14 protein-coding genes are annotated in these 12637 nt (G+C 65.7%); 4 read left to right on the forward strand and 10 right to left on the reverse strand.

From position 1 onward, the window contains the following. Positions 1 to 4: 4 nt before the first annotated feature. Both BVI061214_RS11840 and BVI061214_RS11845 read right to left on the reverse strand, forming a co-directional pair. Entirely contained in the window at positions 5 to 1735 is a 1731-nt protein-coding gene (locus BVI061214_RS11840; protein ID WP_053768532.1) for an NAD-dependent malic enzyme, read from the reverse strand. Between the two features lie 50 nt (positions 1736 to 1785). Further along, positions 1786 to 2136, reverse strand: coding sequence for a metal-sulfur cluster assembly factor (locus BVI061214_RS11845; RefSeq protein WP_003045045.1), 351 nt, complete (start codon positions 2134 to 2136; stop codon positions 1786 to 1788). Between the two features lie 159 nt (positions 2137 to 2295). Here BVI061214_RS11845 and BVI061214_RS11850 point away from each other — a divergent pair, with 159 nt between their 5' ends. After that, entirely contained in the window at positions 2296 to 2991 is a 696-nt protein-coding gene (locus BVI061214_RS11850) for a TerC family protein (RefSeq protein ID WP_053768533.1), read from the forward strand. 98 nt (positions 2992 to 3089) lie between these two features. Here BVI061214_RS11850 and BVI061214_RS11855 read toward each other — a convergent pair whose 3' ends face one another. Both BVI061214_RS11855 and BVI061214_RS11860 read right to left on the reverse strand, forming a co-directional pair. Further along, positions 3090 to 3392 (reverse strand): P-II family nitrogen regulator, encoded by a 303-nt coding sequence (locus BVI061214_RS11855; RefSeq protein WP_003045051.1) that lies wholly within the window; start codon positions 3390 to 3392, stop codon positions 3090 to 3092. A gap of 3 nt (positions 3393 to 3395) precedes the next feature. Further along, entirely contained in the window at positions 3396 to 4352 is a 957-nt protein-coding gene (locus BVI061214_RS11860) for a sodium-dependent bicarbonate transport family permease (protein WP_003045054.1), read from the reverse strand. 47 nt (positions 4353 to 4399) lie between these two features. Between BVI061214_RS11860 and purE the strand changes: the two genes are divergently transcribed. Next, positions 4400 to 4894: a 5-(carboxyamino)imidazole ribonucleotide mutase gene (gene purE, locus BVI061214_RS11865; protein ID WP_053768534.1), complete on the forward strand. Its 495-nt coding sequence runs from the start codon at positions 4400 to 4402 to the stop codon at positions 4892 to 4894. Next, positions 4891 to 5985 (forward strand): 5-(carboxyamino)imidazole ribonucleotide synthase, encoded by a 1095-nt coding sequence (locus tag BVI061214_RS11870; protein ID WP_053768535.1) that lies wholly within the window; start codon positions 4891 to 4893, stop codon positions 5983 to 5985. Before purE ends, BVI061214_RS11870 begins: the two co-directional genes overlap by 4 nt. Here BVI061214_RS11870 and BVI061214_RS11875 read toward each other — a convergent pair. Genes BVI061214_RS11875 through BVI061214_RS11900 form a run of 6 tightly spaced genes read right to left on the reverse strand, consistent with a single transcriptional unit; the run spans position 5982 to position 11545 of the window. Continuing rightward, complete coding sequence (locus BVI061214_RS11875; RefSeq protein ID WP_248841770.1) at positions 5982 to 6644, reverse strand: hypothetical protein; 663 nt, start codon at positions 6642 to 6644, stop codon at positions 5982 to 5984. The genes BVI061214_RS11870 and BVI061214_RS11875 overlap by 4 nt on opposite strands. Positions 6645 to 6646: 2 nt before the next feature. Then, the gene (locus BVI061214_RS11880) at positions 6647 to 7537 is read right to left on the reverse strand and encodes a DNA-methyltransferase (protein WP_053768536.1); all 891 of its coding nucleotides are present in this window, start codon (positions 7535 to 7537) and stop codon (positions 6647 to 6649) included. Positions 7538 to 7545: 8 nt separating this feature from the next. After that, positions 7546 to 8460: an RluA family pseudouridine synthase gene (locus BVI061214_RS11885; protein ID WP_156303321.1), complete on the reverse strand. Its 915-nt coding sequence runs from the start codon at positions 8458 to 8460 to the stop codon at positions 7546 to 7548. 26 nt (positions 8461 to 8486) lie between these two features. Further along, positions 8487 to 9167, reverse strand: coding sequence for a response regulator transcription factor (locus BVI061214_RS11890; protein WP_053768538.1), 681 nt, complete (start codon positions 9165 to 9167; stop codon positions 8487 to 8489). Next, positions 9142 to 9522, reverse strand: coding sequence for a response regulator (locus BVI061214_RS12680; protein ID WP_082333154.1), 381 nt, complete (start codon positions 9520 to 9522; stop codon positions 9142 to 9144). Before BVI061214_RS12680 ends, BVI061214_RS11890 begins: the two co-directional genes overlap by 26 nt. Next, positions 9500 to 11545, reverse strand: coding sequence for an ATP-binding protein (locus tag BVI061214_RS11900; RefSeq protein WP_053768540.1), 2046 nt, complete (start codon positions 11543 to 11545; stop codon positions 9500 to 9502). The genes BVI061214_RS12680 and BVI061214_RS11900 overlap by 23 nt, the downstream gene beginning before the upstream one ends. 558 nt (positions 11546 to 12103) lie before the next feature. Here BVI061214_RS11900 and BVI061214_RS11905 point away from each other — a divergent pair. Next, a complete protein-coding gene (locus BVI061214_RS11905; protein ID WP_053766932.1) occupies positions 12104 to 12610 on the forward strand; it encodes a hypothetical protein in 507 nt (168 codons plus the stop codon). Positions 12611 to 12637: the final 27 nt, after the last annotated feature.

Here is a 12637-nt window from a genome sequence, read left to right on the forward strand (position 1 = left end):
GCTCTTAGATTACCGGGGCCGGTCGGTAGGGCAGGTACCTGGGCTCCCAGAAACGGCTCCGCACGAAGGCCAAAAGCCCCTCCAGGTCCAGCCCCCGGATCCGCTCCTCCTCGGCCACCCCCTCTTCCAGGGCCTTGGCCATGACCCGGGCGGCCACGTAGGGGGAGACCTCCCGGAGCCTGGCCACCGGGGGGTAGAGGAGGTCGGGGAAGTGGGCCTGGGTGAAGTCGTGGAGGGCGTAGGCGGCCTCGAGGACCATCCCGTCCGTCACCTTCCGGGCCCGGGAGAGGATGGCCCCCAGGCCAAGCCCGGGGAAGATGAAGGCGTTGTTGCCCTGGCCCACGGGGATGGTCCGCCCCTTGAAGCCCACCGGGGGGAAGGGGCTTCCCGCCGCCACCAGGGCCTTCCCCTCGGTCCAGTAGATGAGGTCGTCGGGCAGGGCCTCGGTGGCCGAGGTGGGGTTGGAGAGGGGGAAGATGACGGGGCGGGGCGTGTTCTCCAGCATGGCCCGCACCACGGGCTCGGTGAAGCTTCCCCCCTGGCCGGAAAGGCCCAGCAGGACCGTGGCCCGGGCGTTCTCAACGGTCTCCAGAAGGTTGGGGTAGGCGCCAGAGAAGCGCCAACCGGCGATCCTTTCCGCCCTCTGGGCGAAGGGCTTCTTGTAGTCCTCCATGGCCCGCCCCTCCACCAAAAGCCCCTTGGAGTCCAGGACCAGAACCCTGGCCCGGGCCTCCTCCGCAGAGAGGCCCTCCCGCTTCATCCCCTCCACCAAGGCCCAGGCCACCCCGATGCCCCCGGCCCCGGCCCCGTAGACCACCGCCACCTGCTCCGAAAGCCTCTCCCCCTTCAGGCGGCAGGCGGAGAGGACCCCGGCCAGGGCCACCGCCCCCGTGCCCTGGATGTCGTCGTTGAAGGAGGGCACCACCTTGCGGTAGCGCTCCAGAACGTTGAAGGCCGCTTCCTTGCCGAAGTCCTCCCACTGGATGAGGGCCTTGGGGTAGCGCTTCTTCACCGCCTCCACGAAGCGGTCCAGGAAGCGGTAGTAGGCCTCGCCCTTGAGGCGCTTGTGCCGCACGCCCAGGTAGAGGGGGTCCTTGAGGAGGTCCTCCCGGTCCGTCCCCACGTCCAGCTCCACGGGCAGGGTCTTGTCGGGCCCCACGCCCCCCACGGCGGTGTAAAGGGTGAGCTTGCCGATGCTGATGGCCATGCCCCCGTAGCCCTGGTCCCCGATGCCCAAAATGGCGGAGGAGTCCGTGGCCACGATAAGGCGCACCTCCTCCAAAGGCACGTTCCCCAGGGCTTCTTCCACCCGGTCAATGTCCTTGGTGCTGACGGTGAAGCCCCGGGGGTAGCGGTAGATGTGGGAGAACTCCCGCACCGCCTCCCCCACCGTGGGCGTGTAGAGGATGGGGAGCATCTCCTCCAGGTGGTCCACCAAGAGGGCGTAGAAGAGGACCTCGTTCCGGTCCTGGAGGTTCCTCAGGTAGATGTGCTTCTCCAAAGGCGAGGCCTGCAGGCGGTAGCGGCGGTAGACCCGCTCCTTCTGCTCCTCCAGGGTGTTGACGTGGGGAAGAAGAAGGCCAAGAAGGCCCAGGGCCCTTCGCTCCTCCTCGGTGAAGGCCGTGCCCTTGTTGAGGAGGGGAAGCCTGAGGAGGAGGAAGCCCGAGACGTAGGGCTCCAGGTACCTCTCCCCCTTCTCGTCCCGCTTGACGTCGTAGTAGCGGCTGACCGGCATGCCTTTACTTTAAAGGGGGGACAGGCGTCCCCCCCAAGCCCGGGCAGGGCCTAAACGTTGAAGCCAAACATGCGCATCATGCGCTTCCCCTCCTCGGTCATCTTGGCCGGGGTCCAGGGCGGGGTCCAGACGAACTCCACGTTGACCCCCTGGACGCCGGGAAGGCGCATGACGGCCATCTCGGCGTCGGCCTTCACCACGTCCTGGGCCGGGCACCCAATGGCCGTGAGGGTCATGGTGATGTCCACCACGCCGTTCTCGTGGACCTCCACGTCGTAGACCAGGCCCAGGTCCACGATGTTGACGGGAATCTCCGGGTCGTAGACCACCTTGAGGGCCTCGAGGACCTGCTCCTTGGTGGGCAACTCCGCCTGAGGAGCCTCCTGGCGCACCTCGTCCATGCCCCTAGTATACGCGCCCCTTGTGCTAGAATGGCGGTGGGTGGGGAGTAGCCCCAAGCCGGCCTCCCGTCAAGACGGGCCTTGGCCCCGGGGGGCCGGGGGCCTAAAGCCCGGGCAAGACCACCGCTTTAGCGGTGGTCCTTTTCTTTGGAGGCCAGCATGGAAGCCGGCGTGATCTCCGTGATCCTGATCCTGATCGTCCTGGAGGTGATCCTCTCCGCGGACAACGCCCTCATCCTGGGGGTCTTGGTGCAGAAGCTCCCCGTGCACCTGAGGCGCAAGGCCCTTTTCTACGGGATTCTGGGGGCCTATGTGCTCAGGGGCCTCGCCCTCCTCTTCGCCGCCTTGGTCATCAAGCTCTGGTGGGTCCAGGCCTTGGGGGCCGCCTACCTCCTTTACATCGCCCTCAAGCACTTCCTCAAGCCCGAGGAGGCCCACGCCCCCCCACCCTTGGAGGCCACCGCCGCCCAGTTCTGGAAGGTGGTGGCCCAGGTGGAACTCATGGACCTGGCCTTCGCCGTGGACTCGGTCCTGGTGGCCGTGGCCCTTTCCGACAAGCTCTGGGTCATCTACACCGGGGTCTTCCTGGGCATCCTGGCCCTCAGGATGCTGGCCAGCCTGGTGGTGACCCTCCTGGACCGCTACCCCCGGTTCAAGCACCTGGCCTACGTGGTGGTGGGCCTGGCGGGGGTGAAGCTGGCCATTGGGGGCTGGGACAAGCTGGCCAAGGAGGCCCTGCACCGTCCCGAGCTGGCCCTGGGGCTGGACAAGGAGGCCTTCAGCCTCCTCATCCTGGCGGTCCTCCTCCTGGGTAGCCTCTGGGCCCTGAGGAAGCCCGTACCCCAGACCCCCTAAGTGCCCGCACTTTGGTTTCGCAACATGGGGTGCCCAAGCCGGGGCTGTGGAAGGGCTTTCCTGGGGCCCCCACCGCGGCAAAAGCCGCGGTGGGGTACTTAGATGTACTTTTCCCCCCGCACCACCCAGACGTTTTCCACGTAGGCGATGACCGCGTAGTGGGGGAAGTAGGCCTCCTGCAACCTTTGGAGGATCTTCAGGGCCACCTCCTCGGGGACGATGGTCTCCAGGCGGATATTTTGCCCTTCCCAGTCTACGCTCCTCAGGCCCCTGGAGCCCTCCCCCCGGGCCGGGGTGATGGTGTACCCCTTGGCCCCTAGGCGCTTGATCTCCTCCACCAGCTTCTTCTCCAAAAGGCTTTCCGCCACGATGGTCACCAGCTTCAAGGGCACCAGGTCCATGCTTCACCCCCCGATGGTCCGGGCCAGGACGTGGTAGAGGGGAATGCCCACAATCAGGTTAAAGGGGAAGGTCACCACCAGGCTCGCCGCTAGGTACAGGCTGGGGTTGGCCTCGGGCAGGGCGATGCGCACCGCCGCCGGGGCGGCGATGTAGCTGGCGCTGGCCGCCATAGCCCCAAGAACCGTGGCCCCCCCCACGGAAAGCCCCACCAGGTGGCCCAGGTAGACCCCGAGGGCCCCGTGGAGGAGGGCCAGGCCTACCCCGTAGAGGACCAGGCGGAAGCCCACCTGGCGCAAGGCGGTGAGCCTCGAGGCCGCCACCATGCCCAGGTCCATGAGGAAGAGGGTGAGGACCCCGTAGAAGGGCTCCACGAAGAAGGGCTTTACCCGCTCCATCCCCGCCTCCCCCGAAAGGGCCCCCACCGCAAGGCCCCCCAGGAGGAGGACCACGCTCTTGCCCGTCAGGACCTCCCGGGCCGCCTCCTTCAGGTTACCCCTACCCCGGTTGGCGAGGAGAAGGGCCAAGACGATGCCCGGCACCTCTAAAAAGGCCACCAGGGTGGGCAAAAACCCCTCGGGCCGGTGGCCCGCCCCCTGGGCAAAGGTGAGGGCGGCCAGGAAGGTGACGGCGGAGACCGAGCCGTAGTGGGCGGCGAGAGCCCCGGCGTCCGCCCGGCCCACGCCAAGAAGCCTCCTGGCGGCCAGGTAGCCCACAAGGGGCCTCACCAGGCTCAAGAAAAGGGTAGCCAGGAGGGGCAGAAGGAGAAGGGCGAGAGGGGTCTTGGCGAGCTCCACCCCGCCCTTCAGGCCGATGGCGAAGAGGAGGTAGATGGAAAGGGCGGTGTACATGGCCTCCGGGAAGGCCAGGTCGCTCCTTAAGAGCCTCGCCGCCACCCCCAGGAAGAAGGCCAGGACCATGGGGGAAAGGAGGTTCTGCCGGAGGAGTTCCAGGGCGTCCATAGCCTTCCCCTTCTACCAGAGGGCCCGCCCTTGTACAATCCGGTACGATGCGGCCTTTGGTAGGCGTCATCATGGGCTCCCGCTCCGACTGGGCCACCATGCGCCACGCGGCGGAGACCCTCGAGGCCCTGGGGGTCCCCTACGAGGTGCGGGTGGTCTCCGCCCACCGCACCCCGGACCTCATGGCGGAGTACGCCAAAACCGCGGAGGCCCGGGGCCTTATGGTCATCATCGCCGGGGCCGGGGGGGCCGCCCACCTCCCGGGAATGACCGCAGCCCACACCCCCTTGCCGGTCCTAGGGGTGCCCGTGGAAAGCCAAGCCCTGAAGGGCCTAGACTCCCTCCTTTCCATCGTGCAGATGCCCGCAGGCGTACCGGTGGGCACCTTGGCCATCGGCAAGGCGGGGGCGGTGAACGCCGCCCTGCTTGCCGCCAGCATCGTGGGCCTCAGGCACCCGGGGGGGCTGGAAAGGGGCAAGGCCTACCGCCAGGCCCAGACCGAGGCCGTCCTGGCCCACCCCGACCCCAGGGAGGAGGCGTGAGGATCGGTGTTCTGGGAGGGGGCCAGCTGGGGCGGATGCTGGCCCTTGCGGGCTACCCCTTGGGGCTTACCTTCCGCTTCCTGGACCCCTCGCCCGAGGCCTGCGCGGGCCAGGTGGGGGAGCTTTTGGTGGGGCCTTTTGAGGACAAGGGCCTTCTTGAGCGCTTCGCCCAGGGGCTGGACCTCGTCACCTACGAGTTTGAGAACGTGCCCGTGGCGGCGGCGCGGTTTCTGGAAGGCCTCCTTCCCGTTTACCCGCCGCCCAAGGCCCTCGAGGTGGCCCAGGACCGCCTTTTGGAGAAGACCTTTTTCCGGGGTCTAGGGGTGCCCACGCCCCCCTTTCACCCGGTGGACCGCCTCCCTGACCTGGAGGAGGGCCTGAGGCACGTAGGGCTTCCCGCCCTCCTCAAGACCCGAAGGGGCGGCTACGACGGCAAGGGGCAGGCCCTGGTGCGGTCGTGGGGGGAGGCGGAGGCCGCCTTCCATGCCCTGGGAGGGAAGGGGCTCATCCTGGAGGGCTTCGTGCCCTTTGACCGGGAACTTTCCATCCTGGCGGCGCGGGGAACCACCGGGGAAGTGGCCTTTTACCCCCTGGTGGAAAACCGCCACCAAGGGGGCATCCTCCGCCTCTCCCTGGCCCCCGCCCCGGGGGCTTCCGAGGCCCTGCGGAAGAAGGCGGAGGGGTATGCGAGGAAGGCCCTCGAGGCCCTGGGCTACGTGGGGGTCCTGGCCCTGGAGTTCTTCCAGGTGGGTGAGGAACTTCTTTTCAACGAGATGGCCCCCCGGGTCCACAACTCCGGCCACTGGACCATTGAGGGGGCGGAGACCAGCCAGTTCCAGAACCACCTGCGGGCCCTCCTGGGCCTCCCCCTGGGGAGCACCGCCCCCAGGGGTCACAGCGCCATGGTGAACCTGATCGGCCTCAGGCCCGACTTCCAGGAGGTCCTGAAGGTGCCCGGGGCCCACCTCCACTGGTACGGCAAGGCGGTGCGCCCGGGGCGGAAGGTGGGGCACATCACCCTGAGGCGGGATAGCCGGGAGGCCCCGGAGGAGGCCCTGCCCCTTCTCCTCCAGCTGGCCCAGGGCGCTTAGCTGGCGAAGAGAAGGGGTTCCCGCTCCCGCAAGGCGCTTACCAGAGCGTCCAGGAAGGCCTCCCCCCGCTCCACGGTGGCCTCGGGGTCCAGCAGGAAAGCCTCCTTCCGGCTGTCCACGAAGACCACCCAGTGCCCCTCCACCAGGCCCTGGGCCCAGAGGGGAGGCCTTCTTTGGGAGAGGGCGCGCAGGCCCTCCACAAAGCGCTCGTATAGGGGCTTGAGCTCGTCCCCCACCGGGTACTTGTACCCCTCTTTCCGCTTGGTGGGGGCCCCGTAGTCCAGCACCGCCACGTAGCCCACCACCACCTCCGGGAAAAGCATCTGGACCGAGGAAACCTCCCCCACCAGGTCGTCCAAGCGGTTGGGCCAGGACCCCGAGGGGTTTTTCAGGATGGACTTCAGGGAAAGGAGAAGCCTGGGCTTGCGCACCGGCCCCTCGGGGTAGACCAGGCCCAGGTCCCAGGACTTGGACCGGGCCAGGCCGGGCACCTGAACCTCCCGCCCCAGATGGGCGTGGAGGTGGGCGGGAAGCCGATGGCGGAGGCGGTTTAGCAGGTAGTCCGCCACGGGATCCTGGCGGCCGCTACTCTGCTTGGCGGCGTGGAGAACCCTCCCCAGGGCCTCCTGAAGCTCAAGGACTAGGGCCCCGGTGCCCACGGCTAACCCTCCACCACCTGGGTCCGCCCCGTAGGGGCTACCTTGAGCTCCGCCCCGGGAAGCTCCCGGGCCAAGCGCTCCTCGGCCAGCTTCGCGTACCGGGGGACGAGCTCCACCCCTATGGCCTCCCTCCCCCACTTGAGGGCCGCCAGCAGGGTGGTGCCGGTGCCTGCGAAGGGGTCTAGGACCACGTCCCTCACGAAACTGAACATGCGCACCAGCCTTTCGGCGAGCTCCAGGGGGAAGGGGGCCGGGTGGGCCCTGGTACTCTCCCCGGGGATGTCGTCCCAGATCTGGCGGAAGAAGCGGGCGAAGTCCTCTTTGGGGATGCGGCTTTTCTCCCTCTGCTCGGGGGTGGGTTTGCGGTAGCCCCCGGGCTTCCTTTGCATGAGGATGTACTCAATCTCGGTCTTGATGATGGCCCCGGGCTCGTAGGGCTTGCCCAGGAAGAAGCCGGGGCGGTCCGCCTCGAGGGTGGCGTTGGTCTTTTTGTGCCAGATGATGGGGTTCAGGTTGTCAAAGCCCAGCTTCCGGCACCGCACCTGGATGTCGGCGTGAAGGGGGAAGACCAGGTGCCGCCCGAAGCGCTTCCTGGCCACCGCCACGTCCCCCACCACGATGATGAGCCGCCCCCCGGGCACCAGAAGCCGAAAGACCTCCCGCCAGACCCGGTCCAACTCGTCCAGAAAGGCCTCGTAGTCCTCAATATGGCCCATCTGGCCGGGCACGTCCTCGTAGCGCTTTAGCGTCCAGTAGGGGGGCGAGGTGATGGCCAGGTGGACGGAGGCCTCGGGAAGGCGGGCCAGAACCTCCCGGGCATCCCCCACGTACAGGCGGGCCCTGGGGTAGGAGGGGGCCGCTTCCTGGGCGAAGAGGTCCGCGGCGGCTTCCATCCTGGGGATTATACCCCTTCCAGGGCGATCCCCTCCGGCCACGCGCCCCCCAGGGCCTCCCAGGCCCGGGCCATGTCGGCGGGGACGGGGGCCAGAAACTCCAGGATCCGCCCCGTGCGGGGGTGGGGCAGGCGGAGCTCGTAGGCGTGGAGGGCCTGGCGGGGGATGACGGGGCTCTTCTTGCCGTAGACCTCGTCCCCTAAGATGGGGGCCCTTAGGTGCTTGAGGTGGACCCGGATCTGGTGGGTGCGGCCGGTGTGGGGCCTGGCCTCCACCAGGGCGTGGGGGCCGGCGGTGGCCAGGACCCGGAAGTGGGTCTCGGCGTAGCGGGGGGCCACGCCCCCCACGTGCATCTTGTGCCGCTCCACCGGGTGGCGGCCGATGGGGGCGATGAGGGTCCCCTCCTTGGGGTGGCCCTCGGTGAGGGCCAGGTAGCGCTTCATGACCAGGCGGTCGCGGAAGGCCCGGGAGAGGGCCTCGAGGGCCCCCCCGTGCTTGGCCACCACCAAGACCCCGCTGGTGTCCCTGTCCAGGCGGTGGACGATGCCGGGGCGGATCATCTCCGGGCGCTCCACCGCCTGGGGCTCGTAGTAGCGGCCCAGAAGGGCGTTGACCACGGTGCCGGTGTAGACCCCGGGGGCGGGGTGGGTGAGGAGGCCCGGGGGCTTGTTGAGGACCAGGAGGTCCTCGTCCTCGTAAAGGATGGGAAGGGGCAGGTCCTCGGGCACCACCAGGGGGCGCTCCTCCTTGGGCTCCACCACCACCTCCTCCCCCTTGAGGCGGTAGGCGGGCTTATCCACCACCTTCTCCCCCACCCGCACCCGGCCCTCCAGAATCCAGGCCTGGGCCCGGGCCCGGCTCACCCCTAAGGCCTCGGCCACCGCCTGGTCCAGGCGCAGGCCCTCCTTGCGGAAGCGCACCACGCCCTCCATGATAGGGAAGGGAAGTCTCAAGAAGAAGCTTTATCCTCCACAGCGAGGCGGTAGCCCCGGCCGAAGACTGTGGCGATAAACCGCGGAGAACGTGCATCATCGCCCAGCTTCTTGCGCAATCGCGCCACAGTAGTGTCCACCACCCGCTCGTCCACCCCCTCCTCTAAGCCCCAAACCTGGGCGAAGAGAGCTTGCCGGGAGACCGCTTCTCCAGGATGCCTGGCCAAGGCCAGAAGAAGGCGGAATTCCGTGGGAGTGAGGTCCAGGAGTTGTCCATTGAGCCGGACTTCCTCAGAAAGAGGATCTATCTCCAGAGGGCCCACCTTGATGCTCTCCAAACGCTTGGAGCGTCGGAGCAAGGCCCTAACCCGGGCCAGGAACTCTCGGGCCCGAAGGGGCTTGCCCATGTAATCATCTGCCCCCAAGGAAAGTCCCTTCACCCGATCCTCCTCCCGGTCATAGGCGGTCAACATGAGGACCGGGAGGTCTCGGTCGTACTCCCGGATGATCTCCAAAAGCTCAAGGCCCCCTAACCGGGGCATGTTGATGTCCAAAACCACTAGGTCAGCCCGCCCAAGATAAGCCATGGCCTCCTCCCCGTTCTCAGCCTGGAAGACCTGGTATCCCTCCTGTTGCAAAAGGCGGGTCACCATCTCCCGGAAGACCGGCTCATCATCCACCACCAGTATTGCGGGCATCCCCTCCCTCCCCTATTTGGGCAACGATCTTCAGAAGATCGCCCCGGCTAAAGGGCTTTCCCAAAAACGCCACTGCTCCCGCTCTAAAGGCCAGCTCTTGGTGGTGCGGAGAAATGCTGGCAGAAAGGGCGATCACGGGGGGACCTCCCCGGACACGTATGCGCCGGATGGTCTCCACTCCACCTATCCCCGGCATCACCAGATCGCAGAGGACCAGGTCGTAGACCTCTCGTTCCAGACATTCCAAAGCTTCCTCGCCGCTGGAGGCCACATCTACCTGATGACCTAGGGGAAGGAGAAGGGTACCCACCAGATACCCCATGAAGGGCTCATCATCCACCACTAGCACCCGCATGACCGGCTTCCCCCTGGCCTGCCGCCCGGGGCAGGCGCACCAAGAACGTAGCTCCCTTGCCTGGCTGGGAAGTTACCAGGATTTCCCCGCCGTGGGCTTCCACAATGGCCCGAGAGATGTACAGGCCCAGGCCCGTTCCCGGCGCGCCACGGGATGCCTGAGAGCGGGCCCGATAGTAGCGTTGGAAAAGGCGGGGAATCTCTTCCTCGGGAATCCCAGGCCCAGTGTCGGTCACCTCTATATGTATCCATCCCTGGTCCTGGACTACCCTGAGGGAAACCCTACCTCCCTTTGGGGTGAACTTGAAGGCATTGGAAAGGAGGTTGGCCACCACCTGGCCTATACGCTCATGGTCAGCCACAGCGGGCACGGCTGGAGGGATTTCTACATGGAAGTCTATACGGGTCAGCTGGGCTAAGGCGTGGAAGCTTTGGGCCACCTCCTCCAGAACGGGAGCTAAATCTGTGGGGCACCGGAAAACCTCAAATCGGCCAGCCTCGAGGCGGCTGGCGTCCAATAGATTGTCTACCATGTTTTTAAGCCTCAGGGCGCTGTCCAAGATCAGGTTCACGTGCCCTTTTTCCGTTTCGGGAATCTGAGAGAGCTGGAGTGCTTCCGCCAAACCAATGATGACCCCGAGGGGAGTGCGCAGCTCGTGACTCACGGCGGCTATGAACTCATCCTTGGCCCGCTCCACCTCTTTCCTAGCAGAGAGATCGTGAAGGGTAACCACCACCCCACCCACCGCAGGCTCATGGAGAAGATTCCGCGCCCACGCCTCAAACCAGCGTGGTTCCCCTTCGCTGTTCACTACCCTGAGTTCCGCTGTGACCGTTTTTCCAGGCTCCCCTAGGGCCTCCCGAAAGAGGGCTTCGGCCTTGGCACGATCTTCGGCAAACACATACTGGAGAGCGCCTACTTCTTCCTTAAAGTAGCCCGATGGATCGTAGCCCAGAACAGCCTGAACGTTAGGCGTCACGTAGCGAATAATGCCAGAAGCGTCAAGAAGATAAACCACATCCTGGTTATTCTCCAAAAGCATGCGATAGAAGGTCTCCCTGCTTTCCAACTCGCCAAGAAGGTGTTGGATTTCGCTGATATCGGTCAGGGAGAGGATCCAAACGCCTTCTTGCCTCCGAACCGCCGTCTGAAAGGTCCGACCCCCCAGTTCCAGGGTAAGCTTCTCGCCCTCCAGAGCGGGGTACACCTCCCTGGGCAGGTGGTCTAGGACCACTTCCCGACCCACCCCCAGGGCCTCGCGCGCCATGCGGTTGGCGATGCCCGAAAAGGTCCCGGTGTCCAGTACCACCACCCCCACAGGAAGATCCTCCAAGACTTGGCTAAGGCGTTCCCTCTCCCGGGCGAGCTCTTTAGACACGTGGCTTAGAGCCTCGTGGGTTTGAGCGTTACGCAAGGCCACGCCTGCTACTCGGCCCAGGAAATCCACGCGGACCAGCTCTTCCCACGTCACCCCAGGTCCTCCCGGCCCCCGGTCCACCGCCACCACTCCCAGGACCTCTTCCCGATCCACAAGGGGAACGTAGCCCACTAAGGGTGCCAACCCCATATCCGAGTGGTCCGATCGCAGGAAGTCCGGGAGTTTTTCCAAGGGTACCAGTAAGGGCCTCCCCGTGCGGGCCGCCTCAGCCATAGGGTCATTGGCGTCAATGGGAAAACGGATGCGGGTACGGTGTTCCGTCCAGTAAAGCTGGCCTCCTTTTAGGGTGAGGATCCCTCGCAGCTCTTTCCCCTGAACCAGGGCCACGGTGATCCGGTAGAAGGCGAAGACCTGCGCCAACGTTCCGGCCAGGGTCCGAGCCACCCCCCGGACCGTGGTTTGGTGGATTATTTCCCGGCTGAAGGCTGCGGCCTGATCTAAAAACCGCACCTCCCAATCTAGGCGTTCTTTAGAGGCCAGGGTTTCCTCGTAAAGGGCGGCGTTGCGCACCGCTAGGGCAGTGAGCCTTCCCAAAAGGGGTACCAGGGGTTCCGCCTCCCTAGGGACCCCCTCGAGGAGGAGCACCCCTAAAGCCCTAAAGTGGGCGCAAGGAGGGCAAAGGCGGTGCCGGGAGTCCTTGTTGGCCCGGGGAAACACCCGGCAATGAACCTCTGGATCCGCCCAACAAGGCTTCTCTCCTGAAGCCAAGACAGGGAGCAACCAAGCGTCCTTGCTCTTCAAGCCGTCAGGGGGAGCAAAAAAGGCCCGCTGAACATCCCCTTGGCCTTCTATGGGAAAGCCAAGGGCGCTTACTGTGTAGCGCTCCCCCCGGCCATAAGCCACCTCCCCCTGAAGTTCCCTTTCCTCTTCGTTGTAGAGAAAGAGGGCCGCCCGTTCTATTCCGAGCGAATTCACCAAAACCTCCAAGAGCCGACGGGTGGCTGAAGCCACCCTGGGCTCCTCCAAAAGAGCCTGGTGGATTTGCTCTAAAGCCCGAAGGAGGTGTGTCGGATAGTGCGGCAACATGCTTCAGTCGGAGTATACCCTTAAGGTATCCCATGCCGCCACAACTTTGACACAACCTCCCCCTACCCTCTAAAGCGTAGGGGTTGAGATACCCCGAACCCACAGGAGGTGACGAAGATGAAGAACATGATCAAGAAGCTGGCCCTCATCGGCACCATGGCCCTCGGCACCTTGGCCCTCGCCCAGGCAAGCGACACCCAGACCCTCTCCATCAAAGTGGACACCCTGGAAGAACTCGTGGTCGTCGCCGGAAAAACCCAGTCCGACTCCATCACCGACCCCGAGGTCATCAAGGCCGGCAACTACCAAAAGGACTTTGATACCACCCTCCGCTTCACCACCAACGCCAACGCCCTCCGCAAAGTTGTCGCCGCCGCCAGCTTCTCCGCACCTCAGGGCGCCACCCTCCAGGCCAGCATCCTCGCCACCGGCTTCTCCACCCAGGCGGGCACCGGCCCCACCCAGGACGTGCCCCTCAGCACCTCCCCCGCCGACCTCATCACCGGCATCAAGAACGTCTCCGCTAAGGAAGCCTCCTTCAAGGTCCGCGTCAGCATCCCCGACACCCCCATCATCGCCGGCGCTTACCAAGTGGTCATCACCTACACCCTCATGGCCCAGTAACCCACTAACCCTAAGGGGCCGGGCTCA

Origin of the sequence: Thermus aquaticus (assembly GCF_001280255.1) — a bacterium.
Taxonomy (GTDB): Bacteria; Deinococcota; Deinococci; order Deinococcales; family Thermaceae; genus Thermus; species Thermus aquaticus.

Excerpts from the sequence above, each read along its gene's own strand:
- BVI061214_RS11850 (WP_053768533.1), top strand. The coding sequence starts at position 2,296 with ATGGAAGCCGGCGTGATCTCCGTGATCCTGATCCTGATCGTCCTGGAG.
- BVI061214_RS12680 (WP_082333154.1), bottom strand. The coding sequence starts at position 9,522 with ATGCGGGTGCTAGTGGTGGATGATGAGCCCTTCATGGGGTATCTGGTG.
- BVI061214_RS11845 (WP_003045045.1), bottom strand. The coding sequence starts at position 2,136 with ATGGACGAGGTGCGCCAGGAGGCTCCTCAGGCGGAGTTGCCCACCAAG.
- BVI061214_RS11855 (WP_003045051.1), bottom strand. The coding sequence starts at position 3,392 with ATGGACCTGGTGCCCTTGAAGCTGGTGACCATCGTGGCGGAAAGCCTT.
- BVI061214_RS11880 (WP_053768536.1), bottom strand. The coding sequence starts at position 7,537 with ATGGAAGCCGCCGCGGACCTCTTCGCCCAGGAAGCGGCCCCCTCCTAC.
- BVI061214_RS11860 (WP_003045054.1), bottom strand. The coding sequence starts at position 4,352 with ATGGACGCCCTGGAACTCCTCCGGCAGAACCTCCTTTCCCCCATGGTC.
- BVI061214_RS11840 (WP_053768532.1), bottom strand. The coding sequence starts at position 1,735 with ATGCCGGTCAGCCGCTACTACGACGTCAAGCGGGACGAGAAGGGGGAG.
- BVI061214_RS11890 (WP_053768538.1), bottom strand. The coding sequence starts at position 9,167 with ATGCCCGCAATACTGGTGGTGGATGATGAGCCGGTCTTCCGGGAGATG.
- purE (WP_053768534.1), top strand. The coding sequence starts at position 4,400 with ATGCGGCCTTTGGTAGGCGTCATCATGGGCTCCCGCTCCGACTGGGCC.
- BVI061214_RS11905 (WP_053766932.1), top strand. The coding sequence starts at position 12,104 with ATGAAGAACATGATCAAGAAGCTGGCCCTCATCGGCACCATGGCCCTC.